Here is an 18047-nt window from a genome sequence, read left to right on the forward strand (position 1 = left end):
GGGAAAAGATGCCGTTATAAAGGAACGTTAGATGTATTTTATAAAGAAGCAAGCAGGAGTTTTAGTAAATAATAGTCCCGGTCCTAGGTTTTTAAACTTAAAAGGCTTTATTTTTTAAGAATGATTTCGGCTAGAAGTTTTTTGGCTCGCAGTAATTTTACTTTAACGTTATTGATAGGATCATTAAGTTCATCCGAAATTTCTTTGTAACTCAATTCTTGAAAATAACGCAAGTTTATAATTTCTTGATAATGCGGTTTCAGCTTTTTAATATCCCTTAATAATTTGGCCAAATGTTGCTCGGTGATGAGTTTGTCTTCTGGAGATGGCGATTCGTCTAGAATATCAAAAACTTCGCGGTTGTATTTCAATCCCACTTGCGAAATAGAATTCTTTTCTTTTCGAAGTAAATCAATATGGATGTTTTTGGAAATGGTAATGAGCCAAGTTTTAAATGTATAAGCTTCATTAAACGTTTCAATGCGGTCAAAGGCTCTAGAGAAAGTTTGAATGGTAATATCTTCAGCGTCATTTTCATTCTGTGTACGCTTAAGTTGAAACCCGTAAACATCATCCCAAAACATATCTAACAAATGATTAAAGGCTTTTTGGTCCTTTTGTTTGGCACTTTTGATAATGAGATCTATTTCCAATGCTTGGGTTTTGAAATGATATTATTTATAAAGATAGTTAATTGTGTAATGACTAGGAAAAATTCTAATAAAGGAAATAAAAGAATTAAATCGGTCTCTTTTAGCTTTTTTGAAGCCAGACCTAATATCAAATACTGTAAACTTAATCGAAATGCAAAGGCTCCTAGAATAATTTGCCACTTTATTTGGGCGATAAATAAAACAAGTGCTAAAACCCAAAACAGAAAATTTGATATGTATAATAAGGCTAGAAGAACCTTATGTGAAGACTTGTAATGCTGTGCAGTCGAAACATGACGACGTTTTTGAAGATACCAGGCTTTATAGCTTTTTTTTGGAACTGAAAGCGTAAAGCTATTTTCTGAAAAAGCACAGGCTGTATTTTTTGGAGTAGCGACTTGGTTAACAAATAAATCATCATCGCCAGAGCGTACCTTAATGTGATTAATAAATCCGTTAGCATTAAAGAACTCCTCTTTGGTATAAGCTAAGTTTCTACCAACTCCCATGTATGGAATCCCAGATAATGCAAACGAAAAATAATTTACTGCAGTGATAAGGGTTTCGTAGCGGATAAGTTTGTTTAAAAATGAATTCTTAATTTTCAAATAGCCACCATAACCTAGTACAATACTTTTTTCTTTTGAAAAATGGTTGCTCATTTCTGAAATCCAATGCGTAGAAACAGGCTTGCAGTCAGCATCAGAAAATAATAAGCATTCGTTTTTTGCGGCTTTAATACCTAGAGTTAAAGCATATTTTTTATTGCCCCAGAATGCTTCAATGCTCTTTACGTTAACTATTTTAATGTTGCTGTATTGACTTGCTAATGCTTCGATAACGTCTAAAGTATCATCCGTTGAATCGTCGTTTATAAGAACAATCTCAAAGTTTGGATAATCTTGTTCACAAATTGAAGGTAAAAATGTTTTTAAGTTTTCAGCCTCGTTTTTGGCACAAATAATAACCGAAACAGGAAGGCTTGAATTATCATTCTGTTCTTCTTTTGAAAACACAAATTTTGTGTAAACGCCTAAGAAAAATATGGCTTGAATAGCTACTACCACTAAAAAAATGTAGAGCAGTACAACAAGTAGGGGCATAGACTAGTTACGAATGTGAAGTTTCATTACAATCGGCAAACTGATCTGGTGTTTTTCCACAAAAACCACAAGACTCACCTTCTTTATTAAGCATAGGGTTTTGACTTGCACAAGTACCAGCAAATTTGCCATCTTTTTTGGCCCAAATTTTAATCGCAATACCTGCAACTCCTAATCCTAACAGAACAATAGTAATTAATAAAAGTTTCATTTTAATCTTGTAATTGTTTGTGCAAAGATACGATTTTTAGATCATGATTATTGAAAGATAGTCTCCAAAAAAATGTTAAGACACTATTAAAAAAGTAAGTATTTGTTTATTAATTATTTGTACATTTAAAACACTAATCGAATAAAACATTATTATGAAAAAATTATTTGCAGAGTTTTTTGGAACATTTTGGCTTGTTTTTGGAGGCTGTGGTAGTGCTGTGTTTGCAGCTGGATTTCCCGAGCTTGGTATTGGGTTTGCAGGCGTAGCCCTAGCCTTCGGATTAACAGTTTTAACAATGGCTTACGCTGTAGGGCATATTTCTGGTGGACATTTTAATCCAGCCGTATCCTTTGGCTTATGGGCTGGAGGGAAATTTGAAACAAAAGACTTGTTTGGCTATATTATAGCGCAATTACTAGGAGGTATTGCGGCAGCAGGAGCTTTGTATGTTATTGTTACAGGGAAATCTGATTTTGAAACTATTGGAGGTTTTGCTTCAAATGGCTATGGGAATCTGTCGCCTGGAGGGTATTCTATGATGTCTGGATTTATAGCTGAATTTCTTTTAACCATGTTTTTCCTTCTTATTATTTTAGGAAGTACAAATGAACGAGCGCCTAAAGGTTTTGCGCCAATAGCTATTGGTTTAGGACTCACTTTAATACATTTAATAAGTATCCCTATAACAAATACGTCTGTTAACCCTGCGAGGTCTACAAGTCAGGCTTTATTTGCAGGCGGTGCGTATATCACACAATTATGGTTGTTTTGGTTGGCGCCAATAGCGGGAGCGCTTGTGGCAGGCTTTGTGCATAAAGCTTTATTTGATAAAGAATAAAATTGTGATATTTCTATAATGAAAAAGCCTCGTTCTGTATAGAGCGAGGCTTTTTTTGAGAGTTATCAATGGATTAATGTAAACTAATTTCTGCAACTGAGTTTTCTTTAGAGGCTACATTGTTGCCTCCTTTAGGTTCAATAGTAATACTTAAACCTTGAACATCTTCCATGTAAGGGATGTTTCTTAATTTTCTGTCAGCTTTATCTAAAATACCTAGATTTACCATTTTACCTTGTAATTCTGCCCAAATTTGGTAACATTGTTCTTCCGGTAACTGTGGTAGAGAAACCACATCAATCATGGATGTTTTTTCTTTAGCATTAATGTATGCTACCGTTTTTAAATCTTTAGCACGCTCATTTCCTGAAATAATGTACTTTTCTGTTTCTGGATTATTGAGCTTTAAAAGCTGTCTCATCATACTGTCAAGCATCTCATTGTGCTTATCAATATCACTACGTAAATCAAAAATTTCTTCAACAACCACTTGGTTCTCTTGTGAAAGCTTTTGATTTTGATTGTAAAAGATAAACGATGTTCCAGCAAAAATTAACGCTGCAATACTAGCTGCAACACTAAATTTGTACCATTTCTTGTATTTTTTCTGAGGCTTTAATTCAATAACAGGCTTCTCGTCTAATTCATCTAAAATAGAATCTAAGATGTGCTTAGGCGCTTCAATAGCCTGACTTTTTGCAACAACCTCAAGATTAAACTGCAAGGTGTTGTAGGCATTCTGTACTTCTGGATATCTTGAAATATAGGATTCTACTTGTTTCGTTTCTTCAGAAGAAGTATCCCCTAATAGATATTTGTCTAGTAGGCCAGAATTTAAAAAAGCTTGTACTTTCTCATTCATGACTTAAATGTATTAAGGATTGTAAATTTTTTTCAATTCACGCAATCCAATTTTTAATCTTGATTTTATTGTTCCTAACGGAATATCTAATTCTTCGCTAGCTTCTTGCTGCGTCATACCTTCAAAAAAGAGGGCGTTAATCACTATTTGATACTTTTCATCTAAAGTGTTTAGATGTTTTTTGATATCTAAAACATCCTGATTTAGTTCATTGGATGTTACCTTATATACGGTTGAAGTCTCCATCTGGACTTCATTATTTGTTTTATTTTTTAGAGATCTAACTTTATCAATAGCAGTGTTATACGCTATTCTGTAAAGCCAAGTGAACAACTTTGCTTTAGTAGCATCGTATTTTTTGGCATAGCGCCATACTTTAACAAAGGTTTCTTGAAGTACATCTTGGGCCATGTCATCGTCGGTAATCACCTTTCGGATAACTCCCAATAGGGCATCGGCATAGTTTTCATAAAGTAAACTTATGGCCCTTTTGTCTTCTTTTTTTAAAAGACTGATTATTTCTTTTTCTATTGCTGAAATCAATTTATAATGACATTATGTAATACTTGCCAAAGCCAAGCGAACAAAGTTAGAAATTTCTTTTTGATTATAGGATATTAACTTCGGCCTCAATAATGATGTTAAAAATACGTTTAACCGTTTTTTGAATTAGTTTAGACAGATTTAAGACTTCTTCTCCTTTAGCACCTCCGTAATTTACTAGGACTAAGGCTTGATTTTTGTGAATGCCATAATTTCCAAATGTTTTGCCTTTAAAACCAGCTTTTTCAATGAGCCAACCAGCAGGAACTTTAACTTCATCATCTGAAACAGGATAGGATGGCATGTCTTCAAAATTCTTTAAAAGCAATTGGTATTGGGCAGTAGAGATGACAGGGTTTTTGAAAAAACTACCGCAATTTCCTATAATTTTCGGATTGGGGAGTTTGCTTTCCCGAATAGTAATGACAGCTTTTGAAATAGCTTGAATGCTCGGTGTTTTGATACCTTCTTTTTCGAGCTCTGAAGTAATGGCTCCATAATGCACATGAAGTTTGTGATTTCGTTTTGTTAATTTGAAATTAACGCTTGTAATGATAAATTTACCTTTAGCTTCTTGTTTAAAGATAGAATTTCTATATCCAAAATGGCAATCTTCCTTGGTGAAGGTATGTAGCTCTTGTGTTTCTACAGAAATGGCTTTGCAAGACTCAAAGCTGTCTTTAAGCTCAACACCATAGGCTCCAATATTTTGAATGGGTGCTGTACCAACATTTCCTGGGATCAAAGATAAATTTTCTAATCCGCCATAGTCGTTTTTAATAGTCCAAAGGACTAAGTCGTGCCAAACTTCACCAGCCTGAACCTTTAATGTTACAAAGTCTGAATCTTCTGAAAGAACTTCAATACCCTTTAATTCGACCTTGATCACTAGTCCGTTAAAATCTTGGGTAAGAAGCATATTACTTCCGCCTCCTAAAATGAGTTTGTTGGGGTGATTTTCAAGTGATAACACCTCTTTAAGGTCTTCAATTGAATGTACAACTACAAACTGTTTAGCTTTTACATCAATGCCAAAAGTATTGTAGGGCTTTAAGGAAGTATTTTGTTCAATTTGCACAGGATTTAGTCTTTATAGATTTTCAGGGCTTCTTTTAATATATGTACGGCTTTTATCAAGCTGTCTTTGTTAAGTACGTATGCAATTCTAATTTGGTTTAAACCTACATGTGGTGTTGAGTAAAATCCGTTTGCAGGAGCAACCATAATAGTTTCACCATTAATATCGAATTTTTCTAATAACCATTGTGCAAAATGATCAGAATTTTTAATTGGCAATTCAACAATGCAATAAAAAGCACCTTTAGGTTTCGCCACTTTTATTCCTTCAATTTTCTGTAGTTCAGAAATTAAAGTATTTCTGCGGTCTACATATTCGTGTATCACTTCATCAAAATAGCTCTGTGGAGTATCTAATGCTGCTTCACTAGCAATTTGTGCATAGGTTGGCGGACTTAATCTTGCCTGCGCAAATTTAAGTACCGTTTGCATCACCAGTTTGTTTTTTGAAACTAGGCAGCCAATTCGAGCACCACACATACTGTAGCGTTTGGAAACAGAATCGATCATTACGGCATGTTCCTTCAAATTCTCAACTTGCATGATGGAGTAGTGAGTTTCTCCATCATAAATAAACTCCCTGTAAACTTCATCAGCAACTAAAAATAAATCGTGTTTAATGGCTAAGTTGGCAAGTTGTTGTATTTCCTCCTTTGAGTATAAAGAACCCGTAGGGTTTCCTGGGTTACAAATTAGGATCGCTTTTGTTTTTGGCGAAATTAATTTTTCAAACGTTTCTACAGATGGTAATGCAAAATTATCATCAATATTACAAATGGCAGGCACTACTTTAACACCACTCGCTGTTGAAAAGGCTATGTAATTTGCGTAAAAGGGTTCCGAGATGATAACTTCATCATCAGGATCCATAATACTACTAAACAAAAAAAGTAAGGCTTCACTAGCTCCAGTGGTTACAATGATATCTTCATGAGATATTGGAATATCATGGTTTTTATAATAATTTGCTAGTTTAACACGGTATTCTTCAGAACCTTCAGATCTGGAATACGATAATATATCTATATCATTTTGCTTTACTGCATTAAGGGCGACTTCAGGCGTTTTTATGTCTGGTTGTCCTATGTTTAAGTAGTAAATATGCTTTCCGTTTTTAATAGCTTGTTCAGCATAAGGAACAAGTTTTCTAATAGGAGAAGCAGGCATTTGGTGGCCTTTTCTAGATATGGTTGGCATTTAAAAAAATTTAGAGTGTAAAGTTGAGAAAATAATATGAAGTTTTTCAATAAACTATCCGAAAATAGCGTGTATGCTTAAGGAATTGAATACTTTTTTAAGAAAAGGCCTAATCTTTTGTTAATTTGTTTTAAACAAAGGGATTAAATGAAAAAGGCTTAAACATGTGTTTAAGCCTTTTAAAAGTTTTTAATAGAATTGCTTCTATTGCATCACGCTTTTACTTTTTTTTTCCATAACACTAGATTTTTCAACAACTAAGCCTTTTATTTTAAGGGCTACTGTTGGAGTCTCCGCGTTGGAAATAACGGTAATCGTTTTTCTAATTGGATTCACACGATTAGTGTCATATTTTACTTCAATTTCTCCAGTTTTTCCTGGTAAAATAGGATCTTTTGGTTTTTTAGGAATGGTACAACCACAACTAGAAGAAACTTTAGAGATGATTAGAGGTTCATTACCTGTATTTGTGAACTTGAAAACACGTACGCCATCAGAACCTTTTTCAATGGTTCCATAATCTATGGTGTCTGATTCAAAGTTAATTTTAGCTTGAGCCTGAACTGACAAACTTATTAATCCGATAAATAAAATTGTAAATAAAGATTTCATTTTTTAAAGTTTTAATGTTTCGTTTTGTATCCTTTTTTTGATTTTGCTTTCTGTCTTTACTTGGTAGAAGTTCTTCAAACATACTTACTTTTCCGATAATCTGCAAAAATAAAAGATGAAATGCTGTTTTATGGCATCTCATTAGTCATGTCAAATGTACGGATCACTTCTAAATGAAACCTTATAATAATGTTAAAATATCGCATGAACTTAAGGTTAACTAAGTCTTTAAAAGTTTCACAGAAAAAGAAATATAAGTACTTTTGCGCTTTATTATTTAAAATTTTACAAAAACCATTCCGAAGCATGCAAATTCCATCAAAATATGATGCCCATAAGGTAGAAGACAAGTGGTACAACTATTGGATGAAACATAATTATTTTCATTCAGAACCCGATGAAAGAGAACCTTACACGATAGTCATTCCGCCACCAAATGTTACTGGTGTTTTACACATGGGGCACATGCTTAATAATACGATTCAAGATGTATTAATACGTCGTGCAAGACTATTGGGTAAAAATGCCTGTTGGGTACCAGGAACAGATCATGCTTCCATTGCTACTGAAGCCAAAGTGGTTGCTAAATTAAAAGAACAGGGTATCGATAAAAATGACTTATCTCGAGAAGAGTTTTTAAGTCATGCATGGGACTGGACTCATGAATACGGTGGTGTGATTTTAGAACAACTTAAAAAATTAGGTTGTTCTTGTGATTGGGATCGTACGAAGTTTACCATGGATGATGAGATGAGTGAAGCTGTAATCAAGGTTTTCGTTGATTTATATCAAAAAGGGCTCATTTACAGAGGTTATCGTATGGTAAATTGGGATCCTGAGGCCAAAACAACGCTTTCTGATGAGGAAGTGGTACATGAAGAGCGTCAAGGAAATCTATACTATTTAGAATATAAAGTTGAAGGTAGTGATGAAAAGCTTACTATAGCTACCACCCGTCCTGAAACGATTTTTGGGGATACAGCTATTTGTATCAATCCTAATGATGAACGTTTTAATCATTTAAAAGGTAAAAAAGCCATTGTGCCTATTTGTAACCGTATCATCCCAATTATTGAAGATGAATATGTGGACATGGAGTTTGGAACAGGTTGTTTAAAAGTGACTCCAGCTCACGATGAGAACGATAAAAATCTAGGTGATAAACACAAACTAGAAGTTATTGATATTTTTCATGATGATGCCTCTTTAAATAGTTTCGGATTACATTATGAAGGTAAAGATCGTTTTGTTGTTAGAAAAGAGATTACTAAAGAGTTAGAAGATAAAGGCATTTTAGTAAAAACAGAAAGTCATATTAATAAAGTTGGTACTTCTGAAAGAACCAAAGCAGTAATCGAGCCTCGTTTGAGTGATCAGTGGTTTTTAAAGATGGAGGAATTGGTGAAGCCAGCTATTGAAGCTGTTTTAGGTGAAGATGCCGACATCAACTTATTTCCAAAAAAGTTTGAAAACACTTATCGACACTGGATGGAGAATATTCGGGATTGGAATATTTCTCGTCAGTTAATGTGGGGGCAACAAATTCCAGCATATTATTACGGTGATGGTAAAAATGATTTTGTAGTGGCTGAAACTGCTGAAAAAGCCCTAGAACTTGCCAAAGAAGCTACTAAAAATCAAGAATTAAAAATTGAAGATTTACAACAAGATAAAGATGCCTTAGATACTTGGTTTTCTTCATGGTTGTGGCCAATGAGTGTGTTTGATGGTATTCGAAATCCTGAAAATGAAGAAATAAAATATTACTATCCTACTAACGATCTAGTTACAGGTCCAGATATTTTATTCTTTTGGGTAGCACGTATGATTATTGCTGGTTACGAGTATAAAGGAGAAAAACCGTTTAACAATGTATACCTAACAGGGTTAGTTCGTGATAAGCAGCGTCGAAAAATGAGTAAATCCTTAGGAAACTCGCCAGATGCTTTAAAACTTATTGAAGAATATGGGGCAGATGGTGTTCGTGTAGGCTTGCTTTTAAGTTCGGCAGCTGGAAACGATTTGATGTTTGATGAAGCCCTATGTCAGCAAGGGAAAGGTTTCGGAAACAAGATTTGGAATGCTTTCCGTTTAATTCAAGGCTGGGAAATCGATGAAAATATACCGCAGCCAGAAACCTCAAAAATCGGATTGGAATGGTATGAAGCTAAATTCCAAAGTGCTTTAGTGGAAATTGAAGACCATTTTAGTAAGTACAGATTGAGCGATGCTTTGATGGCGATTTATAAATTAATCATGGACGATTTTTCATCATGGTTGCTAGAAATTATAAAACCTGCTTATCAAAAACCAATTGATGTACATACTTATAAAGCGGTGATAGAAGCTTTTGAAAATAACTTAAAAGTGTTGCATCCGTTTATGCCGTTTTTATCAGAAGAAATCTGGCAATATATCTCGGAAAGAACACCAGAAGAAGCTTTAATAGTAGCAAAATGGCCTGTTTTCAAGGATATTAATGAAGAATTAATCTCTGAGTTTGAATTTGCTTCAGAGGTTATTTCGGGAATTAGAAACATTAGAAAACAAAAGAATATTCCTTTTAAAGATGCGATTAGTTTTTCTGTTATTAATAATGGAAATACTAGTAAAACCTTTGATGGCGTTATTGCAAAAATTGGCAACTTAGAAAACATTGAATATACCGAGGAAACGGTAGAGGGGGCTTTAACCTTTAGAGTAAAATCTAATGAGTATTTTATTCCCATGGTAGGCGCTATTGATATTGAAGCTGAGGTTGTAAAACTTAGCGAAGAGTTAAAATACACCGAAGGGTTCTTGAAATCGGTTCAAAAGAAGTTATCTAACGAACGCTTTGTTGCTGGTGCTCCAGAACAGGTGGTTGCAGCTGAACAGAAAAAGGAAGCTGATGCTTTAGCAAAAATTGAAACGTTAAAAGCGAGTTTAGCAAGTTTGAATTAGGAATTCATTTTTGTAACAGATCTAATAGTTTTAAAGTTCTTCAATGTGGCTAGTGTCTGCATTGAAGAACTTTTTGTTTTCTGTCTCCAAAATCAAAAGTCTTTTTGCTATTGTGATTATACATTTAATCCTTGTTTAGTGATTATTTATTAAAATGAAGGCAAAAATATCGATTTGTAAATTTGTCTTTGTGTAAATTGCACATTTAGTAAATGTTTCGGTTTTAGGTCTTTATTTTTTAATTTATTAAAGATTTTTAAGAATTTGCTGGGAATAATCTTACCAGTTTTCTATATTTGATACTCAAATCAAGTAACAACGGCACAATAGACTCACTGTTGATAGTCAGTTATTTACATTAATTAATTCATTATGAAAAAAATTTACTTATTTAGTTTACTCATGCTTATCATGGGGTCCCTTTCGACTATCACTGCTCAATCGAGTGGAGAAAGTAAAGAAAGCGGTTGGTTTTTTGGCTTAGGATATAACTTTATTGATGATTCAGGGTCAGCAGGAAAAGATGCTTTTAAATTTGACAATTGGCATACAACAGCTTATCCGAATAGATTAAACATTGGCTATGAATTGGGTGCCGGTTTTACTATTCAAGCTATTGGAACCATTAACAAATTAAAAGAGGGAAAGCCTGCTCAAGGAATGATCTTAACACAAGACGAAGACTATTGGGCTGTTGATGGTATGCTTACTTACCAATTAAATAAGTTCTTTGCAAAGCAAGGATGGTTTGATCCATACTTACAAGTAGGTATGGGAGGTTCTTCTCTTATCAATAACCGAGTTTTAACTTTTAATGCTGGAGCAGGATCTAATTTTTGGTTAAGTAAAAATTTCGCTATTAACCTAAATACCATGGGTAAATGGGGAATAAACAAAAATGATAAAGGTAATAATCATATCCAACATTCAGCGGGTATTGTATTTAAACCAGGTCTTTTTGCTAAGAAAAAACCAGCACCAGTACCACCTCCAGTTGAAGAAGAGCCAACTCCAGAGCCAGAACCAGTTGTTGAGCCAACTCCAGTAGTAGAGCCAACTCCTGAGCCTGAAGTAGATCAAGAAGCTATTTTACGTGAAAATATGGAATCAGATCTTAGTGAATTACGTCGTGTGTACTACCACTTCGATTCTTCAACGTTAACATCTGATGATAAAGATATCGTTGATGAATTAGTAGAGTACATGAATAAGTATCCTACGGCTGTTCTAGATATTAAATCTCACGCAGATAGTAGAGGAGCTAAAGATTACAACCTTAACTTATCTCAAAAAAGATCGAAAAGTATCTTAGAGTATGCTGTAAGTAAAGGTATTGATCGTTCAAGATTCCAAGCTGAAGGATTCGGTGAAACTCAATTAAACAACGGATGTTCAGATGGTGTTAAGTGTACCTCTGCAGAACACAGAGAAAACCGTAGAACAGATTATGAATTAATCTGGAAGTAATAAACAAGAATAAATTTTAAGTAGAAAAAGGCTTTCTGGTTCACCAGAAAGCCTTTTTTATTTGGAACTTATGTGCCTTCAAAATTTTTATTGTCAAAGTCTTGAACTAAATGTTTTTATAATAGAGGGGCCTTCTGAATAATATAAGTGAATGGAAATTATTTTTTATATATATGTATCTGAAGGTGGTTGTCTAGTTTTGAATAAAGCGTAATTGTGATAGATTTCGATTTCAATATTAGTAGCAAAGTATGCTAAATTTCAAAAGGAATTTAAAAGAGTTTTTATTGGATGCTTGTTATTACATATAAAAAACGATACCACAAGGAGTAGGCTCTTGATATGGATATAAATCTGCTATACGGTTAGATTGAAGAAGTGTAATGATACGATGTTGTTTACTCCTGAAAATCTAGATCGAGCATAATTTTAACCAAACCCAATGATTTCGCATAGTGAGCGTTCTAGATAAAGGAATTTTAAATAGCGTGTGCCGAACTATTTTCGGTATAAAAAATAGCTGTTAACTAAGTCGATATAGCGTTGTTTGGCTTCGTCTTCAGTCAGACCTTTCGCTTGAAACAATGCATTCGTTTTAAAAGCATTTATGATTGGTTTCTTACTTTTAGGGCGGCCATAATCGTTTGTAGCTTTCTTGTAGTAAGCATATAGTTTCAGTAGCGTATCGGCTGGAAATGGTTCTGTATAGGCATTTACCCGATCAACGGCCTGATTAAACTCTATATCTAAATCACTTTTACTCATTATTTTAATTCGGCAATAACACTTTCGCCTCCTCTTACTTTTTGGTTCAATGTCACGTTAATTTTTGTGTCTAAAGGTAAAAATAAGTCGACACGAGAACCAAATTTGATAAAGCCAGAATCGGTACCTTGGGTAACCTTATCATTTAACTGTGCATAATTTACGATACGTTTTGCTAATGCTCCAGCAATTTGTCTGAATAAAACCTTTCCATAGGTTTCGTTTTCCACAACCACAGTAGTACGTTCGTTTTCTTCACTTGCTTTTGGATGCCATGCTACTAAGTATTTTCCAGGGTGGTATTTGCTAAAAATAACATTTCCACCAATAGGATAACGGGTAACATGCACATTTATTGGAGACATAAATACACTGACTTGTAATCGTTTTTCTTTGAAGTATTCTTTTTCAAAAACTTCTTCAATAACGACAACTTTTCCATCTACAGGAGATAAAACCTGAGCATTATTTAAGACAGTATGTCTTTTTGGGTTTCTAAAAAACTGAAGAATCAGGATTAAGAATATGATTAGAGCAACGAGTATGCTCGTTTTAAGCCAGTTTATATCAATAAATCGATCAACAAGTAAAGCTGTGCCTACAACAATAACAAACGTTACTAAAATGATTTTATACCCTTCTTTATGAAACATAATGTAAAATTCTTAAAAATAAATATATAAAAGGAGCAGCAAAAATAATACTATCCAATCGGTCTAACAAGCCTCCATGCCCAGGCATAATGACGCCACTATCTTTTACATTTGCTTGCCTTTTAAACTTAGATTCGATTAAGTCACCCAACGTTCCAAAAACACTAACAATGATGCTTAAAACTAGCCAGCTAGCCGAGTTTAAAGATTGTGTAAAGGTAGCAATAAAATAACTTGCTACGCAGGAAAAAAATAGGCCACCAAGAAAACCTTCTACTGTTTTTTTGGGTGAAATAGATTCAAAAAGTTTTTGTTTTCCAAAATTTTTACCCACCAAATAAGCAAAAGTATCATTAACCCAAATTAGAATAAATGCTCCTAATAATATTTTAGGATTGTATTCTTGATGGTTGGTGGTGATTAGTATTAGAAAGACGAAGGCACTTGATAGATAGAATGTTGTCAGTAAAAATCTTTTAGTACTAAAAAGAGGGATGGTTTTTTCTGAAAACAAATCTTTTATTAAAAAGAGGTTGACAAATATGGAAAGCACCAGGAGTATTTGTGTTGCCTCAGTTAAGCCCTCGTTAGTATTTAAAACAGTTTGCCAATATCCAAAGAAAATATAAAGTATAATAAATATAATATAAGGGATATTACTTTTTAACTGAATGAGCTTTTGAAATTCGGCCAAACACAGTAAGCCAAATATGGCAAATAAAGCAATTAATAAATGCTCAAAATATAATGAAACAAGTAAAATGGATATATAAAGTAATCCAGAAAGTGATCGAATAACTATTTCTTTCATTCTATAAATCTTCTAAGAGTAGGAGGTATAGGTTTTTAGCGCTACTGCCATAACTTAGGAAGTTATTATCTTCGCCAGATTTAAAGTGTTTTATAGTTGTGATATTTGTAGGTATTTGTTTGCTATTTTTAGATTTGATTCCTTTTAAACCTTCGCCTATAGTTTCCACTAATTGACTTGTTGTGGCAAAAACGATAAAGCTGAATGGTAATTCAAGAAGTTTTTTCTCAAAAATCTGTTTTGATGAAATTAAAATAGAACCATCGTTAGCAATAAGATTTTCGCATGTTGTTAAGAAAAATGGTGCTTGATTGAGTTTTTTAGTTGCTTTAAGTTTTAAGCTTTTAAACTTGTTTTCTAATTCAGAATCCAATAATAGCACGTCTTCTTCTTGCCACTCATTCTCGTTAATAATCAGTTTGAGGTTTTGGTAAACTTCATTGATGTCTTCACAGTAAAGAAATTTACCTCCATTACCTTTAAAATTTATAGTAAACCTCTCGTCTATAGGAAGCTTAAGCTCTGGCATGTATTTGCCTCTATCATCTGATGTAATCTCCTCGTCAGGTTTCTTAGATTTTGAACCAAAAATTTTTTTAAAAAGACTCATTAAATACCGCTATTATAAAGAATTTGTGTTGAGAAGGAACACCAAATATAAAAAATCTTAAATTAATCATATGATTAATTTAAGATTTTTGTTTTGTACTTAATTTTTAAAAGCTATTACGCCTCTTCTTCAGTGTTATTGATGGCTGATTTAGAAGTGATAGCTTCCTCTTTTAGGAAGGCACGTTTACCAAATATTTTTTCAAGGTTGTCTTTGAAAATTACCTCTTTTTCTAGAAGTACTTCAGCAAGTTCGGTAAGCTTGTCTTTGTTCTCTTCTAATAATTTGATAGCACGTTGGTATTGTTCTTCAATAATTTTAGAAATTTCTTTATCAATCAGAACCGCCGTTTCTTCACTGTATGGCTTAGTAAAACCGTGATCACTTTGGCCCGAATCGTAATAGGTTAAATTACCTATTTGATCACTTAATCCATAAATGGTTACCATGGCTCTAGCTTGTTTTGTAACTTTTTCTAAATCACTTAAAGCACCAGTAGAAATCTTGTTGAAGATTACTTTTTCAGCAGCACGACCACCTAGGGCAGCACACATTTCATCAAGCATTTGTTCAGGACGCACAATAAGTCTTTCCTCTGGTAAGTACCAAGCAGCTCCTAAAGATCGTCCACGAGGAACAATGGTTACTTTTACTAAAGGAGCAGCATGCTCTAGCATCCAACTTACTGTGGCATGACCCGCTTCGTGATAAGCTACAGCTTTTTTCTCGCTAGGAGTAATGATTTTATTTTTCTTCTCAAGACCACCTATAATACGGTCTACAGCATCTAAAAAGTCTTGTTTATCCACCGCTTTTTTGTTGTTTCTTGCAGCAATTAAAGCCGCTTCGTTACAAACGTTAGCGATATCGGCACCTGAAAAACCAGGAGTTTGTTTAGACAGGAAGTCTAAATCTAAGTTCTCTGCTTTTTTTAACGGTCTTAGGTGAACTTCAAAAATTTCTTCACGTTCTCTTACATCCGGTAAATCAACAAAAATTTGTCTATCAAAACGTCCAGCACGCATAAGAGCTTTGTCTAAAATGTCAGCTCTATTGGTTGCAGCGATTACAATCACATTGGTATTGGTTCCAAAACCATCCATTTCAGTTAATAGCTGATTTAGCGTGTTTTCACGTTCATCGTTACTTCCCGACATGGCATTCTTTCCTCTCGCACGACCTATGGCGTCAATCTCGTCAATAAAGATGATTGACGGCGATTTTTCTTTGGCCTGCTTAAATAAATCTCTAACTCGAGATGCTCCAACACCAACAAACATTTCAACAAAATCTGAACCTGATAACGAGAAGAAAGGCACTTTAGCTTCACCCGCAACGGCTTTTGCTAATAAAGTTTTTCCTGTTCCTGGAGGTCCTACAAGTAAGGCCCCTTTTGGAATTTTACCACCTAAGGTTGTATATTTCTCAGGGAATTTAAGGAAATCTACAATTTCTTGTACTTCTTCTTTAGCACCTTCAAGTCCTGCTACATCTTTGAATGTTGTTTTAACTTCAGTTTTTTCATCAAAAAGCTTGGCTTTCGATTTCCCGATGTTAAAAATTTGTCCGCCAGCACCTCCGCCAGCACCACCAGACATACGTCTCATGATAAAAATCCAAACTCCAATAAGTAAGATAAAAGGAAGAATTCCCATTAATAAGTTGCCTAATTCATTGGTTTCTGTATCGAAAGTTACCTTCGGTTTGGGTTTGCTAGGTAAATCTTTAATGATAAGATTAACTTCATTTTCAAAGTTTTGAAGATCACCGAATTCAAATTTATAGTTAGGTAATTCTGTTGCCGAAGGAATTATAGATTGCGGCTTTGAACCTTTATGAATTTCTTTAGTTTGAGCTTCAGGGGTTAAATATACTTTGGCAACACGAGTGTTTTTTACAATATTAACACGAGCAACATCACCTTCTTTTAAATAGTTGAAAAAATCTTGTGGTGTTATGGTGTTACCACCCTCGTAACTATCGCCACTAAATAGTTGAAATCCTAAAAATAAAGCTATTAATGCTCCGTAAACCCAGTACGGACTAAATTTTGGTTTTTTGTCTTTTGGTTTTTTATTGTCTTTTGCCATTTGATTTTTTTAGTAATTGGTTTCTATTACGGTAGTTTTTGCATCACCCCAAAGACTTTCGATGTCGTAAAACTCTCTAATGTGTTTTTGGAATACATGAACAACTACATTGACGTAATCAATTAAAACCCACTCGGCGTTATCCATACCTTCAGTATGCCATGGGTTATCCTTAAGTTCTTTGCTTACTTTTTTCTGAATGGAGTTAACAATAGCGCTTACTTGTGTATTTGACGTTCCTTCGCAAATAATAAAGTAATCACAAACCGTATTTTCAATCTCTCTTAAATCTAGAATATTTATTTCTTTTCCCTTAACATCCTCAATTCCACTAATTATAACGGATATTAACTGGTCTGCGCTTATTTCTTCTTTCGCCATTAAATTTATTTAATTTGTGCAAAGTTATTATTTTTTTAGTTCTTTATACTTGAAAAATATGATAAGATTTCTTCATATCCTAATAACTTGTTTATGACTATTATCAAACTTGGTGCCACCGATTCTACTAATAGCTATTTGAAACGCCTTCAAGCGACTGAAAACGTTGAAGATTTTACGACAGTTATTGCTGAAAAGCAAACGCATGGCCGCGGACAAATGGGAGCAGAATGGGAGTCGCAAGCTTCAAAAAACCTTACGTTTAGTGTGTTTAAAGACCTAAGTGATTTTTCATTAGAAACTACCTTTGGTATCAGTTTAGCGGTGTCCTTAGCGATAAGAAAGGCGCTTCAGTCGTTTTTAATTCCGCAATTAAGTGTGAAATGGCCAAACGACATTTTGTCAGTAGACAAGAAGATTTGTGGCGTATTGATAGAAAATGTCATAAAACAAAATACCATTACGGGATCAATTATTGGTATTGGGCTAAATGTGAATCAGGTTGACTTTGATAATTTACCAAGAGCGTCCTCATTAAAAGTGATAACGGGAACTCTTTTTGATTTGGATGAAGTTGCTCATGCGATCTTAAATCAATTACAAGTTCATTTTGATCTTTTAAAAAGAGGAGAGTTTACAGCTCTAAAGGCGGATTATGAATCGTGTTTATTTCGAAAAAATAAGCCTTCAACATTTAAAGATGCTGAAGGCTCACTGTTTTCTGGTTTTATAAAAGGGGTTTCTAATTTTGGTCATCTTCAGGTTTTAGTTGAAGATAATATCATCAAAGAATTTGATTTAAAAGAAGTCACCTTAATGTATTAAACGTTTTGAGGGATATTCGTGGCTAACGTTTCAATGAATTTTGTAATCGGATTTTTAATCATCATGGCCATCATCGGATTGATATCTCCAGTAAAATGAAGTTGCACTTCGCTAGAGGCATCATCAATATTATCGATATTCACGGTTAAGGCAAAATCAATTTTCCCACCTGCAGCTCCTAGAACAATTTTATTTGGAGGAATAACCTCTTTCTTTTTAAGTACAATTTCTGGCATACCTTTTAGAGCAAAGAGAAATTTGTCATCTTCAAGAAGTTCAAATTTGCTAATATTTTCAGGCATTAACGATTCGAAGTTTTTAACATCAGAAAGCGCTTTAAAAACGGCTTCAGGTGATTTACTAACTTTAACTTTTGGGGATTGTAAATTCATAATATCTTAAT

Annotated in this window: 19 protein-coding genes; 4 read left to right on the top strand and 15 right to left on the bottom strand. The window is 34.0% G+C overall.

The window, feature by feature from the left end; all coding sequences use genetic code 11:
• Positions 1-107: 107 nt before the first annotated feature.
• The 3 genes from A6I66_RS12070 to A6I66_RS12080 are packed head-to-tail and all read right to left on the bottom strand — an operon-like array spanning position 108 to position 1967.
• Positions 108-653: an RNA polymerase sigma factor gene (locus tag A6I66_RS12070; RefSeq protein WP_067149637.1), complete on the bottom strand. Its 546-nt coding sequence runs from the start codon at positions 651-653 to the stop codon at positions 108-110.
• Positions 644-1756 carry a glycosyltransferase gene (locus A6I66_RS12075; protein ID WP_067149644.1) on the bottom strand — a complete coding sequence of 371 codons (1113 nt, stop codon included), beginning with the start codon at positions 1754-1756 and terminating at the stop codon, positions 644-646. The genes A6I66_RS12070 and A6I66_RS12075 overlap by 10 nt, the downstream gene beginning before the upstream one ends.
• A 7-nt stretch (positions 1757-1763) precedes the next feature.
• Complete coding sequence (locus A6I66_RS12080; RefSeq protein ID WP_067149645.1) at positions 1764-1967, bottom strand: membrane or secreted protein; 204 nt, start codon at positions 1965-1967, stop codon at positions 1764-1766.
• Positions 1968-2121: 154 nt separating this feature from the next.
• On the opposite strand from A6I66_RS12080, the gene aqpZ reads away from it, so the two are divergent.
• Complete coding sequence (gene aqpZ, locus A6I66_RS12085) at positions 2122-2808, top strand: aquaporin Z (protein WP_067149646.1); 687 nt, start codon at positions 2122-2124, stop codon at positions 2806-2808.
• A gap of 73 nt (positions 2809-2881) precedes the next feature.
• Here aqpZ and A6I66_RS12090 read toward each other — a convergent pair whose 3' ends face one another.
• The 5 genes from A6I66_RS12090 to A6I66_RS12110 all read right to left on the bottom strand — a co-directional run bounded on the left by A6I66_RS12090 (position 2882) and on the right by A6I66_RS12110 (position 7099).
• Positions 2882-3670: an anti-sigma factor gene (locus A6I66_RS12090; RefSeq protein ID WP_067149648.1), complete on the bottom strand. Its 789-nt coding sequence runs from the start codon at positions 3668-3670 to the stop codon at positions 2882-2884.
• A 12-nt stretch (positions 3671-3682) separates the two neighbouring features.
• Positions 3683-4213: an RNA polymerase sigma factor gene (locus tag A6I66_RS12095; protein ID WP_067149649.1), complete on the bottom strand. Its 531-nt coding sequence runs from the start codon at positions 4211-4213 to the stop codon at positions 3683-3685.
• Between the two features lie 64 nt (positions 4214-4277).
• The gene (gene murB / locus A6I66_RS12100) at positions 4278-5291 is read right to left on the bottom strand and encodes a UDP-N-acetylmuramate dehydrogenase (protein WP_067149650.1); all 1014 of its coding nucleotides are present in this window, start codon (positions 5289-5291) and stop codon (positions 4278-4280) included.
• Between the two features lie 5 nt (positions 5292-5296).
• Positions 5297-6487, bottom strand: coding sequence for a pyridoxal phosphate-dependent aminotransferase (locus A6I66_RS12105; protein WP_067149651.1), 1191 nt, complete (start codon positions 6485-6487; stop codon positions 5297-5299).
• A gap of 204 nt (positions 6488-6691) precedes the next feature.
• A complete protein-coding gene (locus tag A6I66_RS12110; protein ID WP_067149655.1) occupies positions 6692-7099 on the bottom strand; it encodes a DUF1573 domain-containing protein in 408 nt (135 codons plus the stop codon).
• 306 nt (positions 7100-7405) lie between these two features.
• Here A6I66_RS12110 and A6I66_RS12115 point away from each other — a divergent pair, with 306 nt between their 5' ends.
• Together A6I66_RS12115 and A6I66_RS12120 are read left to right on the top strand one after the other, a co-directional pair.
• Positions 7406-10042 (top strand): valine--tRNA ligase, encoded by a 2637-nt coding sequence (locus A6I66_RS12115; protein WP_067149656.1) that lies wholly within the window; start codon positions 7406-7408, stop codon positions 10040-10042.
• 372 nt (positions 10043-10414) lie between these two features.
• On the top strand, positions 10415-11509 hold the full coding sequence (locus tag A6I66_RS12120) for an OmpA family protein (RefSeq protein ID WP_067149657.1): 1095 nt from the start codon (positions 10415-10417) through the stop codon (positions 11507-11509).
• A 498-nt stretch (positions 11510-12007) separates the two neighbouring features.
• Here A6I66_RS12120 and A6I66_RS12125 read toward each other — a convergent pair whose 3' ends face one another.
• The 6 genes from A6I66_RS12125 to rsfS form a co-directional block, all read right to left on the bottom strand.
• Positions 12008-12274 (bottom strand): acyl-CoA-binding protein, encoded by a 267-nt coding sequence (locus A6I66_RS12125; protein WP_067149658.1) that lies wholly within the window; start codon positions 12272-12274, stop codon positions 12008-12010.
• Entirely contained in the window at positions 12274-12927 is a 654-nt protein-coding gene (locus A6I66_RS12130) for a phosphatidylserine decarboxylase family protein (protein ID WP_067149659.1), read from the bottom strand. The genes A6I66_RS12125 and A6I66_RS12130 overlap by 1 nt, the downstream gene beginning before the upstream one ends.
• On the bottom strand, positions 12917-13738 hold the full coding sequence (locus A6I66_RS12135) for a phosphatidate cytidylyltransferase (protein WP_067149660.1): 822 nt from the start codon (positions 13736-13738) through the stop codon (positions 12917-12919). The genes A6I66_RS12130 and A6I66_RS12135 overlap by 11 nt, the downstream gene beginning before the upstream one ends.
• 1 nt (position 13739) lies before the next feature.
• The gene (locus A6I66_RS12140; RefSeq protein ID WP_067149661.1) at positions 13740-14348 is read right to left on the bottom strand and encodes an LUD domain-containing protein; all 609 of its coding nucleotides are present in this window, start codon (positions 14346-14348) and stop codon (positions 13740-13742) included.
• A gap of 116 nt (positions 14349-14464) precedes the next feature.
• Positions 14465-16438, bottom strand: a complete 1974-nt coding sequence (ftsH, locus tag A6I66_RS12145; RefSeq protein ID WP_067149662.1) for an ATP-dependent zinc metalloprotease FtsH — start codon at positions 16436-16438, stop codon at positions 14465-14467.
• 9 nt (positions 16439-16447) lie between these two features.
• A complete protein-coding gene (gene rsfS / locus A6I66_RS12150; RefSeq protein WP_067149663.1) occupies positions 16448-16819 on the bottom strand; it encodes a ribosome silencing factor in 372 nt (123 codons plus the stop codon).
• Positions 16820-16912: 93 nt separating this feature from the next.
• On the opposite strand from rsfS, the gene A6I66_RS12155 reads away from it, so the two are divergent.
• Positions 16913-17644, top strand: a complete 732-nt coding sequence (locus A6I66_RS12155; RefSeq protein WP_067149664.1) for a biotin--[acetyl-CoA-carboxylase] ligase — start codon at positions 16913-16915, stop codon at positions 17642-17644.
• Here the strand turns inward: A6I66_RS12155 and A6I66_RS12160 are convergent.
• On the bottom strand, positions 17641-18036 hold the full coding sequence (locus A6I66_RS12160) for an SRPBCC family protein (protein WP_067149665.1): 396 nt from the start codon (positions 18034-18036) through the stop codon (positions 17641-17643). The genes A6I66_RS12155 and A6I66_RS12160 overlap by 4 nt on opposite strands.
• Between the last annotated feature and the right edge of the window lie 11 nt (positions 18037-18047).

The organism is Pseudotamlana agarivorans (assembly GCF_001642835.1).
GTDB classification, from domain to species: domain Bacteria; phylum Bacteroidota; class Bacteroidia; order Flavobacteriales; family Flavobacteriaceae; genus Pseudotamlana; species Pseudotamlana agarivorans.

What these genes read in the sequence shown, in the direction of transcription:
- rsfS (WP_067149663.1), bottom strand. Translation starts at nt 16,819, where the DNA reads ATGGCGAAAGAAGAAATAAGCGCAGACCAGTTAATATCCGTTATAATT.
- A6I66_RS12115 (WP_067149656.1), top strand. Translation starts at nt 7,406, where the DNA reads ATGCAAATTCCATCAAAATATGATGCCCATAAGGTAGAAGACAAGTGG.
- aqpZ (WP_067149646.1), top strand. Translation starts at nt 2,122, where the DNA reads ATGAAAAAATTATTTGCAGAGTTTTTTGGAACATTTTGGCTTGTTTTT.
- A6I66_RS12090 (WP_067149648.1), bottom strand. Translation starts at nt 3,670, where the DNA reads ATGAATGAGAAAGTACAAGCTTTTTTAAATTCTGGCCTACTAGACAAA.
- A6I66_RS12135 (WP_067149660.1), bottom strand. Translation starts at nt 13,738, where the DNA reads ATGAAAGAAATAGTTATTCGATCACTTTCTGGATTACTTTATATATCC.
- A6I66_RS12155 (WP_067149664.1), top strand. Translation starts at nt 16,913, where the DNA reads ATGACTATTATCAAACTTGGTGCCACCGATTCTACTAATAGCTATTTG.
- A6I66_RS12160 (WP_067149665.1), bottom strand. Translation starts at nt 18,036, where the DNA reads ATGAATTTACAATCCCCAAAAGTTAAAGTTAGTAAATCACCTGAAGCC.
- A6I66_RS12125 (WP_067149658.1), bottom strand. Translation starts at nt 12,274, where the DNA reads ATGAGTAAAAGTGATTTAGATATAGAGTTTAATCAGGCCGTTGATCGG.
- A6I66_RS12075 (WP_067149644.1), bottom strand. Translation starts at nt 1,756, where the DNA reads ATGCCCCTACTTGTTGTACTGCTCTACATTTTTTTAGTGGTAGTAGCT.
- A6I66_RS12105 (WP_067149651.1), bottom strand. Translation starts at nt 6,487, where the DNA reads ATGCCAACCATATCTAGAAAAGGCCACCAAATGCCTGCTTCTCCTATT.
- A6I66_RS12140 (WP_067149661.1), bottom strand. Translation starts at nt 14,348, where the DNA reads ATGAGTCTTTTTAAAAAAATTTTTGGTTCAAAATCTAAGAAACCTGAC.
- ftsH (WP_067149662.1), bottom strand. Translation starts at nt 16,438, where the DNA reads ATGGCAAAAGACAATAAAAAACCAAAAGACAAAAAACCAAAATTTAGT.
- A6I66_RS12110 (WP_067149655.1), bottom strand. Translation starts at nt 7,099, where the DNA reads ATGAAATCTTTATTTACAATTTTATTTATCGGATTAATAAGTTTGTCA.
- A6I66_RS12120 (WP_067149657.1), top strand. Translation starts at nt 10,415, where the DNA reads ATGAAAAAAATTTACTTATTTAGTTTACTCATGCTTATCATGGGGTCC.
- A6I66_RS12080 (WP_067149645.1), bottom strand. Translation starts at nt 1,967, where the DNA reads ATGAAACTTTTATTAATTACTATTGTTCTGTTAGGATTAGGAGTTGCA.
- A6I66_RS12130 (WP_067149659.1), bottom strand. Translation starts at nt 12,927, where the DNA reads ATGTTTCATAAAGAAGGGTATAAAATCATTTTAGTAACGTTTGTTATT.